Source organism: Glutamicibacter sp. M10, from assembly GCF_025452055.1.
Lineage (GTDB): Bacteria > Actinomycetota > Actinomycetes > Actinomycetales > Micrococcaceae > Glutamicibacter.
The window spans coordinates 1085287-1101475 of record NZ_CP104918.1; the positions used below are offsets into that span (position 1 = coordinate 1085287).

General features: G+C 57.3%; 16 protein-coding genes and 3 pseudogenes. 10 read left to right on the forward strand and 9 right to left on the reverse strand.

Features of this window, described 5'->3' with window-relative positions; all coding sequences use genetic code 11:
* The first annotated feature begins 76 nt into the window (after positions 1-76).
* From N6V40_RS05290 to N6V40_RS05315, 6 genes are all read left to right on the forward strand, one after another.
* Positions 77-1177: an alanine racemase gene (locus tag N6V40_RS05290; RefSeq protein WP_262199291.1), complete on the forward strand. Its 1101-nt coding sequence runs from the start codon at positions 77-79 to the stop codon at positions 1175-1177.
* A gap of 113 nt (positions 1178-1290) precedes the next feature.
* Complete coding sequence (locus N6V40_RS05295) at positions 1291-1926, forward strand: ribose-phosphate pyrophosphokinase-like domain-containing protein (protein WP_262199293.1); 636 nt, start codon at positions 1291-1293, stop codon at positions 1924-1926.
* 53 nt (positions 1927-1979) lie between these two features.
* Positions 1980-2117, forward strand: a complete 138-nt coding sequence (locus tag N6V40_RS05300) for a hypothetical protein (protein ID WP_262199295.1) — start codon at positions 1980-1982, stop codon at positions 2115-2117.
* A gap of 16 nt (positions 2118-2133) precedes the next feature.
* Positions 2134-3675, forward strand: a complete 1542-nt coding sequence (locus N6V40_RS05305) for a nicotinate phosphoribosyltransferase (RefSeq protein WP_262199297.1) — start codon at positions 2134-2136, stop codon at positions 3673-3675.
* 45 nt (positions 3676-3720) lie between these two features.
* Positions 3721-4350 (forward strand): NUDIX hydrolase, encoded by a 630-nt coding sequence (locus N6V40_RS05310; RefSeq protein WP_262199299.1) that lies wholly within the window; start codon positions 3721-3723, stop codon positions 4348-4350.
* A 52-nt stretch (positions 4351-4402) separates the two neighbouring features.
* Complete coding sequence (locus N6V40_RS05315) at positions 4403-6091, forward strand: long-chain-fatty-acid--CoA ligase (RefSeq protein WP_262199300.1); 1689 nt, start codon at positions 4403-4405, stop codon at positions 6089-6091.
* Here N6V40_RS05315 and N6V40_RS17290 read toward each other — a convergent pair.
* From N6V40_RS17290 to N6V40_RS05340, 6 genes and pseudogenes are all read right to left on the reverse strand, one after another.
* A complete protein-coding gene (locus N6V40_RS17290; RefSeq protein WP_315973775.1) occupies positions 6088-6354 on the reverse strand; it encodes an ABC transporter ATP-binding protein in 267 nt (88 codons plus the stop codon). The genes N6V40_RS05315 and N6V40_RS17290 overlap by 4 nt on opposite strands.
* A gap of 36 nt (positions 6355-6390) precedes the next feature.
* Positions 6391-7691 (reverse strand): annotated as a pseudogene (locus N6V40_RS05320) (ATP-binding cassette domain-containing protein); the annotation flags it as partial.
* 85 nt (positions 7692-7776) lie between these two features.
* Positions 7777-8484: an ABC transporter permease gene (locus N6V40_RS05325; protein ID WP_262199302.1), complete on the reverse strand. Its 708-nt coding sequence runs from the start codon at positions 8482-8484 to the stop codon at positions 7777-7779.
* A complete protein-coding gene (locus N6V40_RS05330; protein WP_262199304.1) occupies positions 8481-9413 on the reverse strand; it encodes an ABC transporter permease in 933 nt (310 codons plus the stop codon). Before N6V40_RS05330 ends, N6V40_RS05325 begins: the two co-directional genes overlap by 4 nt.
* Positions 9414-9419: 6 nt before the next feature.
* Positions 9420-11081, reverse strand: coding sequence for an ABC transporter substrate-binding protein (locus tag N6V40_RS05335; protein ID WP_131089218.1), 1662 nt, complete (start codon positions 11079-11081; stop codon positions 9420-9422).
* Positions 11082-11212: 131 nt separating this feature from the next.
* Complete coding sequence (locus tag N6V40_RS05340; RefSeq protein WP_131089217.1) at positions 11213-11821, reverse strand: NAD(P)-dependent oxidoreductase; 609 nt, start codon at positions 11819-11821, stop codon at positions 11213-11215.
* An 84-nt stretch (positions 11822-11905) separates the two neighbouring features.
* Here N6V40_RS05340 and N6V40_RS05345 point away from each other — a divergent pair, with 84 nt between their 5' ends.
* Together N6V40_RS05345 and N6V40_RS05350 are read left to right on the forward strand one after the other, a co-directional pair.
* Positions 11906-12289: a winged helix-turn-helix transcriptional regulator gene (locus N6V40_RS05345; RefSeq protein ID WP_262199307.1), complete on the forward strand. Its 384-nt coding sequence runs from the start codon at positions 11906-11908 to the stop codon at positions 12287-12289.
* 74 nt (positions 12290-12363) lie between these two features.
* Positions 12364-13245, forward strand: a complete 882-nt coding sequence (locus N6V40_RS05350; protein WP_262199308.1) for an acyl-CoA dehydrogenase family protein — start codon at positions 12364-12366, stop codon at positions 13243-13245.
* Positions 13246-13252: 7 nt separating this feature from the next.
* Here N6V40_RS05350 and N6V40_RS05355 read toward each other — a convergent pair whose 3' ends face one another.
* Both N6V40_RS05355 and N6V40_RS17595 read right to left on the reverse strand, forming a co-directional pair.
* Positions 13253-13588 (reverse strand): NUDIX hydrolase, encoded by a 336-nt coding sequence (locus N6V40_RS05355; protein WP_262199309.1) that lies wholly within the window; start codon positions 13586-13588, stop codon positions 13253-13255.
* 8 nt (positions 13589-13596) lie between these two features.
* Positions 13597-13836: pseudogene (locus tag N6V40_RS17595) on the reverse strand (NUDIX hydrolase); the annotation flags it as partial.
* Between N6V40_RS17595 and N6V40_RS05360 the strand changes: the two are divergent.
* Together N6V40_RS05360 and N6V40_RS05365 are read left to right on the forward strand one after the other, a co-directional pair.
* The gene (locus N6V40_RS05360) at positions 13729-13977 is read left to right on the forward strand and encodes a hypothetical protein (protein ID WP_262199310.1); all 249 of its coding nucleotides are present in this window, start codon (positions 13729-13731) and stop codon (positions 13975-13977) included. The pseudogene N6V40_RS17595 and the gene N6V40_RS05360 sit on opposite strands and share 108 nt — an antisense overlap.
* 238 nt (positions 13978-14215) lie before the next feature.
* A pseudogene (locus N6V40_RS05365) lies at positions 14216-14994 on the forward strand (3-hydroxybutyrate dehydrogenase).
* A gap of 41 nt (positions 14995-15035) precedes the next feature.
* On the opposite strand, the gene N6V40_RS05370 reads toward N6V40_RS05365, so the two are convergent.
* A complete protein-coding gene (locus tag N6V40_RS05370) occupies positions 15036-16049 on the reverse strand; it encodes an MFS transporter (RefSeq protein ID WP_262199311.1) in 1014 nt (337 codons plus the stop codon).
* Positions 16050-16189: the final 140 nt, after the last annotated feature.

Below are 16189 nucleotides of genomic sequence, written 5' to 3' on the forward strand. Positions count from 1 at the left end.
AATCTTTTTGATCGGCGGATTCAACAAGACACGACCGTCACCGCGACGCAGTACAAGTATTAAAGGAACGGTAGACGTGGTCTCAATCCCTGCTGGCATCAGCACGCCACACATCATGATCGATGTGGCCCAGCTGGAAAAGAACATTTCCAAAATGGCCCAACGGGTCGCCAGTCAAGGTTTGAAATTACGCCCGCACGCAAAAACCCACAAGATGCTGGAAGTCGCTGGCCGTCAACTAGACTCTGGTGCCGTCGGGCTGACCGTGGCTACCGTCGGTGAGGCCTTAAGCTTTGCGCTGCAGGGCGTGGCCAAGATCTTTATTGCTTATCCGTTATGGGTTGATGAGTCTCAAGCAACTCGCATTGTGGAGTTGATGCGACGTGCGAAGCTGAGCATCGGTACTGATTCGGTCGAAGCCGTCCAGCAGATGTCCCAGATGCTGGGGGAGAAGGCCGCAAAAATCAGGCTCATGATTGAGATTGATAGCGGGCATCACCGCAGCGGTGTGCGACCACAAGATGCGGTGGCCATCGCCCAAGCCGCCAGCGCAGCTGGCATGCGCGTGCACGGAGTCTTTACCTTCCCTGGGCACAGCTATGATCCCGATGGAATCGACGCTGCGGTTAATGATGAATTTAAAGCGTTGGCCGAGGCGACAAGGTTGTTGCGTGAAGCCGGATTTGAAATCAAACGCATCAGCGGTGGCTCCTCACCGACCGCTGCCTTGAGCGATAGCTCTGTGCTGACCGAAGTACGTCCAGGGGTTTACGTTTTTGGGGACGCTCAGCAATTTGAACTTGGACGTATTGGCTTTGACGAGATCTCATTGACTGTTGCGGCAACCGTGGTGAGCCGTCATGAAGGAAATGAGCAGATCCCTCGCCGAGTAGTACTGGATGCCGGTAGCAAAATTCTTGGCAGTGACCGTCCTAGCTGGGCCACCGGGTACGGGCGCATTGTGGAATGTCCGGACGCCAGAATTAGTGCACTCTCCGAACACCACTCCACGGTCCTGTGGCCCGAAAATCTTGAGCTGCCTGCGCACGGCACTCGCCTGCAGGTGATCCCGAATCATGTGTGCCAGGCAGTGAACCTGGTTGATTCTGTGTTGGCCGTGCACCCCGATGATTCCATCGAGGTGTGGGACGTGGCTGCTCGCGGGCTGAACTACTAAATACTTCCCTAGCTCTCTAAGGTGGTTTGGCGGTTAGCTGACCCCAAAAGTGGGCAGGGAAGTTTTTTGCCAGCAATAAACATCAAGTGATGTTTATGTGTTACGCTGAATTCATGATCAAGCCATACGCCACCGTTGCAGCCGGATACACGGTCTACTCCGACGTTGAATTCATGAACTTTCCTGCCGGGGAAGCACACTTCAAAATTGGATCCGCAGCCAACGAGCAGACCCCAAGCCACATCATCATCACCGGTACTGACGCCAACGACTTCATGCGAGCTGGTCTCTGGATTGACTACGCACACCAGCATGGTCACGAGGTCAGTGTGGTCATTCCATATCTGCCAGCAGCGCGGGCCGACCGTGGAGAACCCTTCGGTGCCAAGGTCTACGCAAATATGATCAACGCGCTTGAAGCTGATCGGGTGATCTGCTTTGATCCACACTCACCAGTGATCACCACCTTGGTCAATAACCTGACTGTTATTGATCCAGCTGAACCGCTAGCCAAATGGCTGGGGCACTTCGGCCAGCACTACGACGGCATTATCGCTCCGGACGCCGGAGCGGTGAACCGGGCAACTAAGGCAGCCAAGGCCTTCGGACTGCCGGTCTATAAAGCAGGAAAGAAGCGCGACTTTGAAACCGGGAAGCTCACCGGCTTTCACTGCGAAGAGCTTCCTGTTGGCGGCCGCTACCTAGTAGTTGACGATATCTGCGACGGGGAGGGACCTTCAGAGGTCTAGCCGCTGCGACCGGGCTGCCAAAGGAAAACCTGGATCTCTGGGTTAGCCACGGGGTGTTCTCGGGAGCCGCCGGTGAACTGAAAAATCACTTCGGACAGATCTTCACGACCGACTCTCACCCTGGACATACCAACCCAGAGGTCAACGCCCGCATCTTGCCCATCGCCTCAATCATCCCCACCTACCTCTAATCCTCAAGGAGTCATCATGAACCTGCTCGCCGACACCACCACCACTGCCGCGATCACCGCACCGCTGTTCCTCACCGACTGCTACAAGCTCGGACACAAGGACCTCTACCCGACCGGCACCACCAAGGTCTACTCGAACTACACCAACCGTGCCTCCCGCATCGACGGGGTAGATCACGTAGTGCACTTCGGTCTGCAGGCCTTCATCCAGTCCTACTGTGTTGAAGCCTTTGCTCCCTTCTTTGCCGCTGATGAAGACGAAGCTATCGCCGAGTATGAAAAAACTTTAGTGAGCGTCTTGGGCCCGGAGCACGGCATTGATACCAGCCACATCCGCGAATTGCACCAGCTCGGTTACCTGCCGCTGGTCTTCCGCTCGTTGCCTGAAGGCACACGCGTCCCGTTGCGTGTGCCAAGCTTCACCGTGGAAAACACAGAAGCTGACTTCTTCTGGTTGACCAACTACATCGAGACCATCCTGTCGGCTGAAATCTGGCAGGCCTCCACCTCGGCAACCACCGCAGATGTCCACCGCCAGTTACTGGACGCAGCCGCGCAGCGCACCGGCGGCGACTCGGCATTTGTGAATTGGCAGCTCCACGACTTCAGCTTCCGCGGAATGGGTGGAGCCCACGCAGCAGCCATGTCCGGCGCCGGTCACCTACTCTCCTTCACCGGGTCAGATTCACTAGGAACCATCGACTGGGTCAACCGCTACTACCCATCAACTGCTGGAAGTGAGAACGGACAGATCCTTGGATCCATCCCTGCTACAGAGCACTCGGTCATGTGTGCCGGAATTGCCCACGAAGATGAACAAGCAACCTTTGAACGCATCCTCGAAAAGCACCCGGTAGGCAATGTGTCGGTAGTTTCGGACACCATGAATTTCTGGACTGTACTGGGAGAAATCCTGCCAACGCTCAAGGATAAGATCATGGCCCGCGAAGGAAAACTGGTGATCCGCCCGGATTCGGGAGACCCCGCTGACATTGTCTGTGGCACCCGAAGCAACCCCGAGATCCCAGAGCCCGAGCAGGATCAAACACCTGAGCAAAACCCCGCTTACTTCGGAGCCGTGCAACTGCTCTGGAATGAATTTGGTGGCACTATCAACGCCGCAGGTTTTAAAGAACTCGATCCACACATCGGGCTGATCTACGGGGACTCCATTACCCCAGCTCGGGCCAAGGACATCACCGAACGGTTGGAGAAGGCCGGGTTTGCCGCCTCAAATATTGTCTTTGGTGTTGGCTCATTCACCTACCAGTACGTCACCCGCGATACCTTCTCTTCGGCAGTCAAGGCCACCTGGGCAGAAATCGATGGTCAGGGTTATGACTTGCTCAAAGATCCAGTCACTGACTCTGGCATGAAAAAGTCCGCAACTGGTCGATTAGCGGTGCTACGTGATGAACAAGGGGAGCTGTACTTGGTAGAACGTGCAGATGCCAAGGCCCAAGCAGCCTCACTATTGGAGGCTGTGTGGAAGGACGGCGAGTTCCTCAAGACCCAGTCCTTCAGGGATGTTCGCAACGTCTTGGGCAACATCGCGTAGCCGGCATTGAGCAGAGGGCAGGAGCAGGCGAATAAGATGGGAGTTATGCCGCAACAGCCCCTGGTCTCCATTGACGCCGTACCCTTTATCGTCGTGGACGATTCACTGCACGTGATCACCGCTCGTCGCCAGTGGGACCCGTTTATCGGGCAGTACGCACTGCCAGGTGTTTTGCTCAACGCGCACGAACGACTTAATGAAGCCGTGGCACGGGCGCTGGCCGATAAGGCCGGAGTCACTGAAAAAGTCACTCCCCAGCTGGTTGCTGTCTTTGACGACTTTGAGCGTGATGAGCGTGGGCCCACGTTGTCCATGGCGCACCTAGTGATCCTGAGCCACATGCCCGAGGATGAGAACGTTGCAGCGGAACCCCTGCTGAACCTGCCAGTGCTTCCCTTTGACCACAACATCATCATCACCCGCACCGCGGCGATGTTATTGGACTCGCTGTGGATCAATCAAGAAGTGACTAGGGCTCTGCTGGGTGAGCAATTCACCACCGCAGATGTGGTGGCACGCATGAAGGAGCTGGCTGTCGCTGCTGGCCGCCCCGAACCGGTGATGAACAATGTTGGCCGTGCACTGGCCACCAACAAGTCGGTAGCCAAACTACCGGCCGTGGCCGTGGGCACCGGTCGCCCACCGGCACGGTGGCAGTGGGCCGAGAACGCATAAAAACCTGCATAAAAATCGCAAGGTTACCGCCGCGTAGGGCATGATAGAGGCTATGGAGAAAAGCGCTGCGCCCGCTTGGGTAGCTAATTATCAGCCCGGTGTCCCTGCCGAGATCGATCTGCCTACTGAACCACTGAGCCGTATGTTTGAGCAGTCGGTGGCAGAAGCCGGAGCGAGTCCAGCCACTGAATTTTTCGGTCGCCGCACCAGCTACACGCAACTAGGCGAACAGGTTGAACAGGCTGCCGAAGGCTTGCGCAAACTGGGAGTGCGTGCCGGGGATCGCGTGGCGCTGATCCTGCCCAACTGCCCACAGCACGTCATCGCCTTCTACGCGGTATTGCGTCTTGGCGCAGTTGTAGTTGAACACAATCCGCTGTATACCTCCCGCGAACTTCGCCACCAGTTTGAGGACCACCAAGCTCGTGTGGTCATTGTCTGGGACAAAGTTGTTTCAACGGTGCAAAAGTTCCCTCAGGACGTGCAGATCGACGCTATTGTGTCGGTCAACCTACTTGACGCGTTCCCACCGATGAAGCGTTTGGCACTAAGCCTTCCGGTCAAAAAACTGCGCGATACCAAGGCTTCGCTGACGGTGCGCACTTCGGGAACCACCAGCTGGAAAGAGCTGCTCAGCGGCGGACGTCTGGATGCGGGTCATCCACACCCTGGGGTAGATGATCTGGCTGTCATCCAGTACACCTCTGGAACGACCGGCCATCCCAAGGGCGCAATGCTCACCCACTTCAACCTTTATTCCAACGCCTTGCAGGGTGAAGCGTGGATGCTAGGGGCCAAGGAACGCGAAGAAATTCTCTACGCGATCCTGCCAATGTTCCATGCCTTTGGCATGACCCTTTATCTAACCTTCGGGGTGAAGAAACAGGGCTTGCTGGTGCTGTTCCCGAAGTTTGATGCCGAGATGATTCTTGATGCCTGGAAGAAATCTCCAGCCACGGTCTACTGCGCAGTTCCACCTATTTATGAGCGCACCGCGTTGGCTGCTAAGGAACGTGGCATGTCGCTCACGAGTGCCAAGTATTGCATCTCTGGCGCGATGAATCTTCCAGACCACGTAGTGGAACTGTGGGAGTCCATGTCCGGCGGCCTATTGGTTGAGGGGTACGGCATGACCGAGTCCTCCCCGGTAGCACTGGGTAATCCTTTCCACCCAACTCGTCATACCGGCACCATCGGTGTTCCATTCCCATCAACCCTGATGAAGGTTGTTGACGTGGAAGATCCCTCCAAGGAAGTAGCTCAAGGCGAAGCTGGCGAGCTGATGATCAAGGGTCCGCAGGTCTTCCAAGGCTATTGGAACAATCCTGAAGAGACGGCTAAAACAAAAACTGCCGATGGCTGGTTGCACTCAGGTGATGTGGTCACCGTGGATGAAGATGGTTTCACCCAGGTGGTTGACCGTGCCAAGGAACTGATCATTACCGGTGGGTTTAATGTTTCCCCCACGGAAGTTGAAGTAGCCCTGCGCCAGCACGCCGATGTGGTTGATGCTGCAGTCTTCGGCAAACCTTTGGCTCGCGGTGGCGAGATGGTTGTTGCGGCCGTCCAGCTGGAACCAGGTGTTGAACTGAACGAAGACGGCCTGCGGGCTCATTGCCGTGAGCTGCTAGCTGCCTACAAGGTACCCAAGCGTGTAGTGGCGGTCGAGGAATTGCCCCGCTCATTGCTTGGCAAGATCCTTCGCAAGCAAGTCAAAGACGAGCTGACCGACACGATCTAACGTAAGCGTGGCATCGCCGAGAGCAACTTCTGGGTGTACTCGCGCTGCGGGGAGCCGAAGATCGACGCGGTATCACCGTGCTCGATGAGCTTTCCTTGGTGCATCACGGCCACGGTGTCGCTCATGTGTTCAATGACCGACAGATCATGGCTGATGAACAGGTAGCTGGTTCCGGTCTCCAACTGGATCCGATCCAGCAGATCCAGCACGGTGGCCTGAATGGACACATCCAACGCCGATACCGGTTCATCAAGAACTAACACCGAGGGTTTCGGTGCCAGCGCACGGGCGATAGCTAAGCGCTGGCGCTGACCCCGGAGAGCTCGCGTGGGTTGCGGGCCAAGAGGTCTGCGGAAAGTTCTACCTGTTCCAAAAGCTGAGTTATGGGCTTTCGGTATTCGCTGGCGCGCTTGGATTTTCCGCGGCTCAACGCATCGGTGAGCAACTGTCCTACGGTGTAGCGCGGATCAAATGAGCCCAGCGGGTTCTGATAGATCGCACCCATCTGCTCTCGCAGGTTCTGTCGCTGTGAGGCAGTGCTGGGGGAGAAGCGCTCGCCGAGCAATTCGACGGTGCCGCTATCGGGCTTTTCCAGACCCAAAACCATACGCGCGGTCGTGGTTTTTCCCGAGCCTGATTCGCCCACAATGCCCAGCGTTTTACCTCGCGGTAGCTCAAAGCTGACCGAGCTGACGGCTAGGTGCTTGCCGAAGCTCTTGGATAAGTCTTTTACCGACAATGCCGGGGAGTGTTGTTCGGAGTCCTGAATCTTTCGTGCCGGACTTGTTGTTTCCTCGGCTCCAAGATCCGAGAGCGCGGTGAAGCGAGGGACCGAGGAAGGCACGGCCCGTAAGAGCTTGCGGGTGTAGTCATGTTGCGGGTGTTCCAGGATTTGCTGTGTAGGTCCGGACTCAACAATCTCACCGTGGCGCATCACTGCAATGTCATCGGCGAGGTGGGCTACCTGGGCCAAGTCGTGGCTGATCATGAGGATGCCACGGCCCTGTTGTTTCAGCGCGCGAAGCTGCGAGAGGACTAGAGCGGTAAGTTGCGAGTCCAACGCGGTGGTGGCCTCATCGGCAATGACCACCTGCGGGTTGCCAACCAAAGCCTGCGCAATCAACGCACGCTGACGCATACCGCCCGAGAGTTCGGTGGAGCGCTGCTTGGCTCGCACGTCAGGTTCTGGCATGCGTACGGATTTGAGCACTTCGAGAACTCGCTGTTTGCGTTCTGCGGATTTCAACGCAGTGTGTTCTTTGAGCCCGTCATTGATCTCGCGTCCCACCGGGCGTAAAGGATCCAACGCCATTAAGGCATCTTGCAAGATCAGGGAGAGAGTATTTCCGCGGATTTTCTGCCAGGCTCGGTCCGAAAGCGAACGAGCATCGTGCCCACAGATGTCCAAGGTACTTGCGGTGACGGTGCCACCGGAAAGTCCGAGAAGACTTCGTGCGGTCACCGATTTTCCAGACCCTGATTCGCCCACCAAGGCAAGGACCTTTCCCGCCTGAACGGTAAAGGAAATGTTTTTTACTGCCGGTGTTCCGTCAAAACTTACGGACAGATCTTTGACGGTGATCAGAGTTTGCTCGCTCATAGTGACTTCACCTTTCCGCCCAAAGCGCGGCCAATCAGGGTTGCAGAAACTGCCACGGCAACGATGGCCAAGCCAGGGAACAGACTCATCCACCACGCGAGGTGAAGGTAGGTGCGTCCTGCCGATAACATGGCGCCCCACTCAGGTGCTGGAGGGGCGTGCCCAATCCGAGGAAGGATAGCGCTGCCGCCCAAATCACTGCTTGACCGATGCCCAAGGTGACCAGCGCCAACAGTGGTTTCAGTGCGTTCGGGATTAAGTGGTTGCGCGACTTGCGCCACGTGCCACGTCCTAGGACCGTGGCAGCTTCAAGCATCTCTGAATTCTTCAGACTACGGATTTGGCTGCGTACCAGTCGGGCATAACCAGGGGCCGTTGACAGGCCCACGGCAACAATGGCCGGTCCGACGCCGGGCCCGGTGAAAGCAATTATCAGCAGGGCCATCAACAGAGATGGAATAGCGTAGAGGGCCTCAAGGATGCGCAAGATGATCTCATCAAGCCAGCGCGGAGACAGCGCAGCAATGGTGCCCAGCACGATGGCTAGTCCCATGCCCAATGCCGTCGCGGCCAAACCAATGGCTAGCGAATCGCCGGCCCCGTGGATGACGCGAGTATAGATATCGCGGCCCGATTCGTCGGTACCGAAAAAGTGGGCCAGCCCTGGCTTTGCAAACGCTTGCGTTGGGTTGATGGCCAGTGGGTCACCGGGAGCCAAAACAGATGGTGCCAACGCCATCAGTAGCCATAGGCCGATAACCAGTAGGCAACAGATTTTTGCGGTGCGGCTCATCGTGACTCACCTGCTGGATTGATCATTCGTTCAATGCCTTCGGAGATGGCCATAACCACGATGTAAACCAACGCGGAGAACAAAGCGATGCCGGTAACCATGGGAATATCCCGGGCCAGCACCGCTGAGAGTAAAGAACGTCCCAGTCCCGGGCGGGCAAAAATCGCCTCAACCACTACCGCGCCGGAGAGTAATGAAGAAAATGCCCAACCGGTCAGGCTCAGTGCGGGCAGGGCGGCATGGCGCAGGCCATGGCGCCAGAAGAGTTTCAGTCGGCTTTCACCGCGAGCTCGGGCGGCCAGCGCAAACTGGCTACCCATTGCTTCGCTGAGTGAATCTCGCATTAGCTGGGTGAGGAATCCAGCCAAAGGCAAAGCCAGGGTGAGAATCGGAAGTACCAAGCCGCGGCTGGTGCCGTTATCCACCGCTGGAAGCCATCCCAGCGCTGAGGAGAAGAGCATGATCAGTACGGCACCCAGCCAGAAGTGTGGAACCGCAGCAGCAATGATCTCTAGCAGGCTTCCTACCTGGTTTCCGATGCGGCCTGCACGCATGGCCAGTGCAGAAAAACAGAGCGCCAAAAGCCAGGCGGCGGCCAGCGCCATCAACGATAGCCATAGGGTGTTGGGCAGTACCTCGCCCATTACCTGGGTCACCGGCTGTTTCAGCGAATAGGAGGTGCCAAAATCAAAGGTGGCGAGCTTGCCAAGGTACAGCAAGTACTGGGTGATGACCGGTTGGTCCAGTGCATACTCGGCTCGGGCCGCGGCCAAAGCTTGAGCGGAGGCTTGAGAGCCTGGTCCGCCCATAATTGCCTCGGCCGGGTCGCCGGGGATCAACCGGATGGCGATGAAGATGGCCGAAGCCACCAGCCATAACACCACCAACGCCCCGCCGACCTTGCGACCGGCCCAAGCCAGCGTGTTCATCAGATGTTACTGATCCAAGAAGGTGTCGAAGTAGATCGGGGAGGACACCGCAGTGGTGGCGCCGACACCGTGCACGTTCTTGCCGTAGAGGAAGTGGTTCTGCTGGTCATAGAGCGGCAAAACGTAGTAGCCCTCAAGCACAATCTTCTGTGCCTGCTCGTAGAGCGATGCGCGCTGCGCTTCGTCCTCGGTCTCTTCGGCCTGCACCAGTAACTTGTCTAGTTTGTCGTTTTTCACCTGTGCATTGTTGGCGAAGTAACCCGACGGTGCTGGAACGGTGGAATCGGAGTGGTACAGCACGCGCAGTACCGATGGGCCAACCTTGGTGTAAGGAGCCGAGACTAGGTTGTACTCATGCTTGGCCAGTGCGCCGTACCAGCTGGACAGGTCAAGCAAGTCGATCTTCACTTCAAAGCCCACGGCCTTGGCCTGTGCTTGGAACTGCTCAAACAGGGACTGCTCGGCAGGTACAGACTGGTTGGTGGATACCGGGAAACGCACGGAAAGGCGCTTGCCATTCTTGGTGCGGTAACCCTGAGCATCACGTTCGCTCCAGCCGGCCTCATCAAGCAGGGTATTGGCCTTGGCAGTATCGGTGCCAAAGAGCGCTTCATCGGAGTAACCCAGTGGTTCTACCGAGGAGAGCAACGAGTAGCTACGCTTCGCTGTGCCGAAGAATAATGCGCCAACACCGGTGTTGGCGTCCACTGCGCGGATAAAGGCTTCACGCACTTTTTGGTCATTAAATGGTGCCTTGGAGCTGTTGAGCTCAATGCGGTTTGCCGAACCCGGACGCGGTGCATCCAGGTGGCCTAGGCCAGCATCTGCTGCAGACGCGATGGTATCTGGCTGGGCGTTATCAATGACATCAACTTCGCCGGACTGCAGGGCCGCATAACGGGTGGCCGCTTCCGGGATGAAGCGCCAGGTAATGCCGTCGAGGTAAGACGTGGAATTAGCACGCTGATCATTAGGGACCGGCAAGACGTAGTCATCGTTGCGGACCAAATTGACGGCCTTCTGATGTTCCCACGAAGCCACCTTGAAGGGACCGGTGCCAACTGGCGAAGTGCAATTGGTGGCCTGATCTCGCTCTAGTGCTTTGGGGGACTCGATGGCGGTCCAAGGCATAGAGAGCGATTCAAGCAGAGCGTTATCTGGGGAGGAGAGTTTCAGCGTCGCGGTCAGCTCATCTTTAACCTCAACCCGAACAACCTTGCCCACCGCGAGGTAGCCGGTGGAGGAAGCGGTGTTTGGGTCCTTGAGGTGTTCAATGTTCTTTTTGATTGCCTCGGCGGTGAGCTTGGTGCCGTCGGTGAACTTGATACCGTCATGCAAGGTAATCGTGCGGGTCAATCCGTCTTCGGAGACTTCGGTCTTTTCGGCCAGCCAAGGGATGATCTTGCCTTCAGAATCTTTGGTGAACAAGGATTCAAGGAATTGGCTTGCTACCAGGGCTTGTGGGTAATTGCCGCCCACATGCGGATCGAGGCAGCTTGGCTCGGCATCGCCCGAAGCGTAAACCATGGTGCCGCCGGTGACCGGTTTTGCATCTTGTGTTGATGAGCCGGTGCTGCCCGCAGATGAGCAGCTGGCCAGAAGTGCGCCGATCAGAGGCAGGGCAAAAGCCCCGGCCAGAATGCGCGAAGAGCGCGAGTTGCGTTGCATGAGAAGTGACTTACCTCGGTGAGCTAGTGGAATGACCATTCCAACTTTAGCCCTGTGCAGAGAATTCGTCAGATCGGCGCACTATGGCGCCGATCTGACGAACTTCAACGCAGGTTGGGCAACGCCAGTTTTTACTTTTCGCTGGCTACGGTCAGGCGACGGTTCTCGTGAGCTGGAGTTTCGATTTCGTCGAGAATTGCGACGGCGAAGTCCTGGCTGGAAACAAAATCGCCAGCAGGTGAATCGGTGCCCTGCGCGTAGCTACCGGTGCGGCGACCTGGTGCAATCACTGGAGCTGGTGCAACAACGGTCCAGGTGATTCCAGAGACCGAGGTGAACATGTCATAAACAGCTGCTGCGGTCAGTGCTTCAGCCTTGTAAGCTTCTGGGAAGTCTGGGCTTTCGACCAAGCGAACACCGTTAACTTCGGTTGCGCCTGCGCCGCCAACAACGATCAGGCGAGCTGGGATGAGGGTTTCGGTGATTTCCTCGAAGGCATCCAGGTATTCCTGGTGGTCCCCGCCCGTGCGCGATGGTGGCACGGAAATGACGATAACGTCATTGTTCTTGCCTAGATCGCGGTAGGTTGCGATGTCGTTGAGTTCAGCTGCGACGGCGGTGGTGCCGGCAACTTCGTTGCCTGAACGAGTTACCGAGGTGACTTCGTGTCCGCGGGAAATGGCTTCTGCAACAACTTCAGTGCCGACCATGCCAGTGGCTCCGTAAACTGCAATCTTCATAGTGAATCTCCTTGGTAGTGGAATGCGTTATGACACGATGGTATCCTTTGAATACTGACTACTACAACGAAACTAGGTTTCCTAATGGATAGCCATGAGTCATTTAACGTCTTCGTGCAAAACTGTCCTTCACGTGAAATTATGCAACGACTAGGGGATAAATGGACACCTCTGGTGCTGCTCGCGCTTGCTGAAGGACCACAACGTTTCTCTGTATTACGTTCGCGGATCGGTAGCGTCACCCCAAAGGTACTGACCAGCACCCTGCGCACCTTAGAACGCGACGGACTGGTCAAGCGAACGGTTTTTGCGCAGGTGCCGGTTCGTGTGGACTACGAACTCACTGATGTTGGACTCAGCCTGCTTGATCCCATGGAAATTCTGCGTCGTTGGTCAGAACAGCACGCAGCTAAGGTGCTCAAAGCACGCGACGAGTTCGATGCCCGCGATGATCTGATCCGTAGCTGACCTCGCCCTTGAGTTGTCGCCCAAGTCACATAGACTGTGCTCACATAGAGCAATAACGGGCAAAGGAGCCGGTGGTGTTTGAAATAAGCGACGACCAGAAATCGCTGATCGGCATGGTCCATGATTTCGCGGAAACCAAGATCGCACCGATGGCCCAAAAATGGGATGAAGAGCAGCATTTCCCCATTGATGTCCTCGCCCAGGCAGGACAACTGGGCATGGGTGGCATTTATGCCTCGGAGGAGCACGGCGGCTCGGCGCTCACCCGCAGCGACGCGGTGCTGGTCTTCGAGGAACTGGCCAAGGCAGACCCGACCCTTGCCGCCTACATTTCCATCCACAACATGGTGGTCTGGATGGTCGATAGCTTCGGCAACGACGAACAACGCGCAAAATGGCTGCCGGACCTGATCAGCATGGAACAGCTCGGCTCGTACTGCCTGACAGAACCGGGTATCGGCTCCGATGCCGCGGCCCTGAGCACCCGCGCCCGCAAAGACGGAGACGAATACGTGCTCAGCGGTGTCAAGCAATTCATCTCTGGTGCCGGAAGTTCCGGACTCTACATCGTCATGGCCCGCACCGCGGATACCGGCGCTCGTGGCATCAGCGCCTTCCTGGTTCCAGCGGATCTGCCGGGACTGAGCTTTGGCGCCAATGAGAAGAAGATGGGCTGGAAGGCGCAGCCCACACGCCAGGTCATCATGGAAGGCGTGCGCATTCCCGCCGAAAACCTGCTGGGCGAGGAAGGCCAAGGATTCTCCATGGCCAAGAAGGTTGCCACCGATGCCGGATTCAACGTGGCCAATAGCGCCATCCAATTGCACGGAGGCTATGGGTACCTTGCGGACTACGGCATGGAGAAGATCTTCCGTGATCTGCGAGTGCACCAGATCCTGGAAGGAACCAACGAGATCATGTCCCTGATTGTCGGGCGCAGCCTGCTCGATAACTGAGCAGGAATCAGGAACCTGGTGTGCCGATTTCGCTGGCGCGCACCGGGTGCGCGGAATACGAATCGCGGGGGTCTGGATGCACCGCGGTGATCACCGCATCATTGGCGATAATGGCCTGCACTGTTCCCAGCTCCATGGCATCAAGCAGGGTCCGCTGGGTTGGGCGCATCATCTTCAGCTCACCGCGTTCAAGCGCCGCAAAAAGCTCCTGCGGCTTAGCCCAGTCGGAGCGCACGGCTTCGGTGGTCTGGTGTGCAGGTTCCTGATCCGCAGCCAGCGCCGCGACAAAAAGTAGGTATCGAACCGGCGAGGGAAGCCCGCGGGAGTCACCCAATTGGCCCACGGGAAGAGCTGGCCGGGGTCGAGGACCAATCCGGTTTCCTCGAACACCTCGCGCAGGGCGGCGGCCAGGATTTCACCGGCCTTCTGCTGGGCGTTGGCTTCGCCCTGATCCCAAACGGAGGTACGCGCCCAGCGTTCGGCGTGAGTCCTGATGATCATCGGATCCAGCTGGCCGCTGCCGGCCGTTTCGCTGTCCTTGGGATCAACCCTGCCCCCGGGATAAACCACCATGCCAGCGGCAAAATCCATGGTGGCTACGCGATGCTGGACAAAAACCTCAAAGCCTTCAGCGCCTTCGCGCAGCATCAGGACACTGGCTGCGCGCCGAGTGGAACCGCAGGTGCTGGATCGTTGGTCGGTAAAGTCGTCATTGGCTGCCGATTCCTTTGAATGATGTACGGCCCTGACTTGTGAGGCAGGGGCAGGTGATCTTGTTTCAGCATATCCTCCGGAGGTTGACCGCTGTGTGCTGCCTCGGATCCTTCCTTGTGCATGAACGCACATTGACCTGCGGAATCTGCACAGCGTGAATCGTTGACCCGTGTCGGGAACTGGCCATAACTTTGCAGTAAACACCCGAGGTTCGGGTGCCTGCCGCAATGGTGCGCATGAAGGGATATCACCGGCCATGACTCAAGAATCAGAACTGCCAACGAGCACCACGGGCGGATTGCACGGCCGGCGCGCATTGGTCACCGGGGAGCCTCGGGAATCGGTTTCGCCTGCGCCCAGGCCTTGGCCCAAGCCGGTGCCAAGGTGACAATCGCTGACCTGAACGAGGAAGCAGCCCAAAAAGCGGCGAGCAAGATCGGCGGAACAGCGTGGGCAGTGGATCTTTCGGATACCGCGGCACTGGAGCAGCTCAGCATTGATACCGACATCTTGATCAACAACGCCGGCATCCAGAAAGTGGCCGCGATCCACGAATTCGAACCCGAAGCCTGGCGGCTGATCCACCGGCTGATGCTGGAAGCGCCCTTCCTGTTGATCCGCGCAACCCTTCCCGGAATGCGCGAGCGCGGCTTCGGGCGGATCATCAACATCTCATCGATTCATGGCCTGCGCGCCAGCGCTTTCAAGAGCGCCTATGTTTCGGCCAAGCACGGTCTGGAAGGGTTGTCCAAGGTCACTGCGCTGGAAGGCGCGGAGCATGGGATCACCAGCAACTGCATCAACCCGGGCTACGTCCGTACGGCCCTGGTGGAAAAGCAGATCGCAGACCAGGCCAAGCTGCATCAGATTCCGGAGTCGGAAGTGGTACAGAAAATCATGCTCACCGAGTCCGCAATCAAGAGGCTCGTCGAGCCTGATGAAGTCGCTTCCCTGGCTGCTTGGCTCAGCTCCGATAAGGCCGGCATGGTTACCGGTGCCTCCTACACCATGGACGGCGGGTGGAGCGCGCGGTAGATTCAGGGGCGTTTCCCCGAAGCAGGCCTGTGCGTACTTGCTTAGTGGGTCGCTACTGGCTCTTTCTTCGGTTCCAATACGTTGGCGGATGCTAGGCAGATAACCATGCCAATGATTGGCAGGATGAAGGCGTTGTTGATTCCAAGCTGGTCGGCGAGCCAACCGATGATCGCGGGACCGGCGAGCACCGCAATATATCCAGCGCCGACGACGCGGGCTAATTCTTTGGCATTTGAACCATGAAGGTTTCCTGTTGCGGTAAATACCTGCGGGACACAGCCAGAGAGGCCTAGCCCCGTAGCAGCCCAGCCAATGCACGCAAGCGGAAGGACTGGAGAGCAAATGACGGCTATGAGCCCGGCGATCGACAGGGCAGCGCCATAACGGAGAATTCGCGCGGGACCGATTCGTTCCGCGAGACGGTCGATTGTGAATCGTCCAATTGTCATTGCGCTCACAAAGCACGCCAAGGCTAGTGCAGCACCGCTGGATGTCGCGTCCAAGTGCTCCTGGGCGTGAAGGCTGCTCCAATCCATGGCAGATCCTTCGGTCAGCAAGAGCAGGAACGCCAAGCATCCGTAAGCGATGAGCTGCATCGTATGGCGTTTGCTTCGGTGAACCTTGCTTGAGGTAGCGGTTGAGCCGGTCACAATTGGTGGAGTCGGGTCTGTCTGAATTGTCATCAGCGTTTTTGCTGAGACAACAAGCAAAATGAGCACCATTAGGGCAATGGTAGGCAGCGTGAACCGATAACTGATGTTTAGAGCAAATGCGCCGGCTCCGATCACTGAGCCCAGCACACTGCCTACGGAAAACATGCCGTGGAAAGACGACATGATGGGCCGTTGGTACTCGCGTTCAACTTCTACGGCGGCGGCATTAGCTCCTACTTCAATGATCCCCACGCTAATGCCCAATGCCAGTGAAGCTATCGCTGCAGATGCCCAGGTCGAGCAGAAAAGTGGAGGAACGATGGTTATCGAGAGCGCCAATGAGCCGATGGCTGCGACTTTCCCGCTCCCGAATTTGTTGGCGGCATATCCGCTGGCCTGCATTCCGAAAATGCGCCACCGCCCAGTATGAGCAGGATGATCCCTAATTCGGATGTACTTGCGTGTAGATTGAATTTCAAAATTGGCAGGTGAACTGCCCACGACCCCAGAACCAGACCGAAAGCGACAAATGCCGCGAACAC

Bases quoted from the DNA above. Each gene is read 5' to 3' on its own strand.
- N6V40_RS05315 (WP_262199300.1), top strand. From the start codon at position 4,403: ATGGAGAAAAGCGCTGCGCCCGCTTGGGTAGCTAATTATCAGCCCGGT.
- N6V40_RS05370 (WP_262199311.1), bottom strand. From the start codon at position 16,049: ATGCAGGCCAGCGGATATGCCGCCAACAAATTCGGGAGCGGGAAAGTC.
- N6V40_RS05295 (WP_262199293.1), top strand. From the start codon at position 1,291: ATGATCAAGCCATACGCCACCGTTGCAGCCGGATACACGGTCTACTCC.
- N6V40_RS05330 (WP_262199304.1), bottom strand. From the start codon at position 9,413: ATGAACACGCTGGCTTGGGCCGGTCGCAAGGTCGGCGGGGCGTTGGTG.
- N6V40_RS05340 (WP_131089217.1), bottom strand. From the start codon at position 11,821: ATGAAGATTGCAGTTTACGGAGCCACTGGCATGGTCGGCACTGAAGTT.
- N6V40_RS05310 (WP_262199299.1), top strand. From the start codon at position 3,721: ATGCCGCAACAGCCCCTGGTCTCCATTGACGCCGTACCCTTTATCGTC.
- N6V40_RS05305 (WP_262199297.1), top strand. From the start codon at position 2,134: ATGAACCTGCTCGCCGACACCACCACCACTGCCGCGATCACCGCACCG.
- N6V40_RS05335 (WP_131089218.1), bottom strand. From the start codon at position 11,081: ATGCAACGCAACTCGCGCTCTTCGCGCATTCTGGCCGGGGCTTTTGCC.
- N6V40_RS05345 (WP_262199307.1), top strand. From the start codon at position 11,906: ATGGATAGCCATGAGTCATTTAACGTCTTCGTGCAAAACTGTCCTTCA.
- N6V40_RS05325 (WP_262199302.1), bottom strand. From the start codon at position 8,484: ATGAGCCGCACCGCAAAAATCTGTTGCCTACTGGTTATCGGCCTATGG.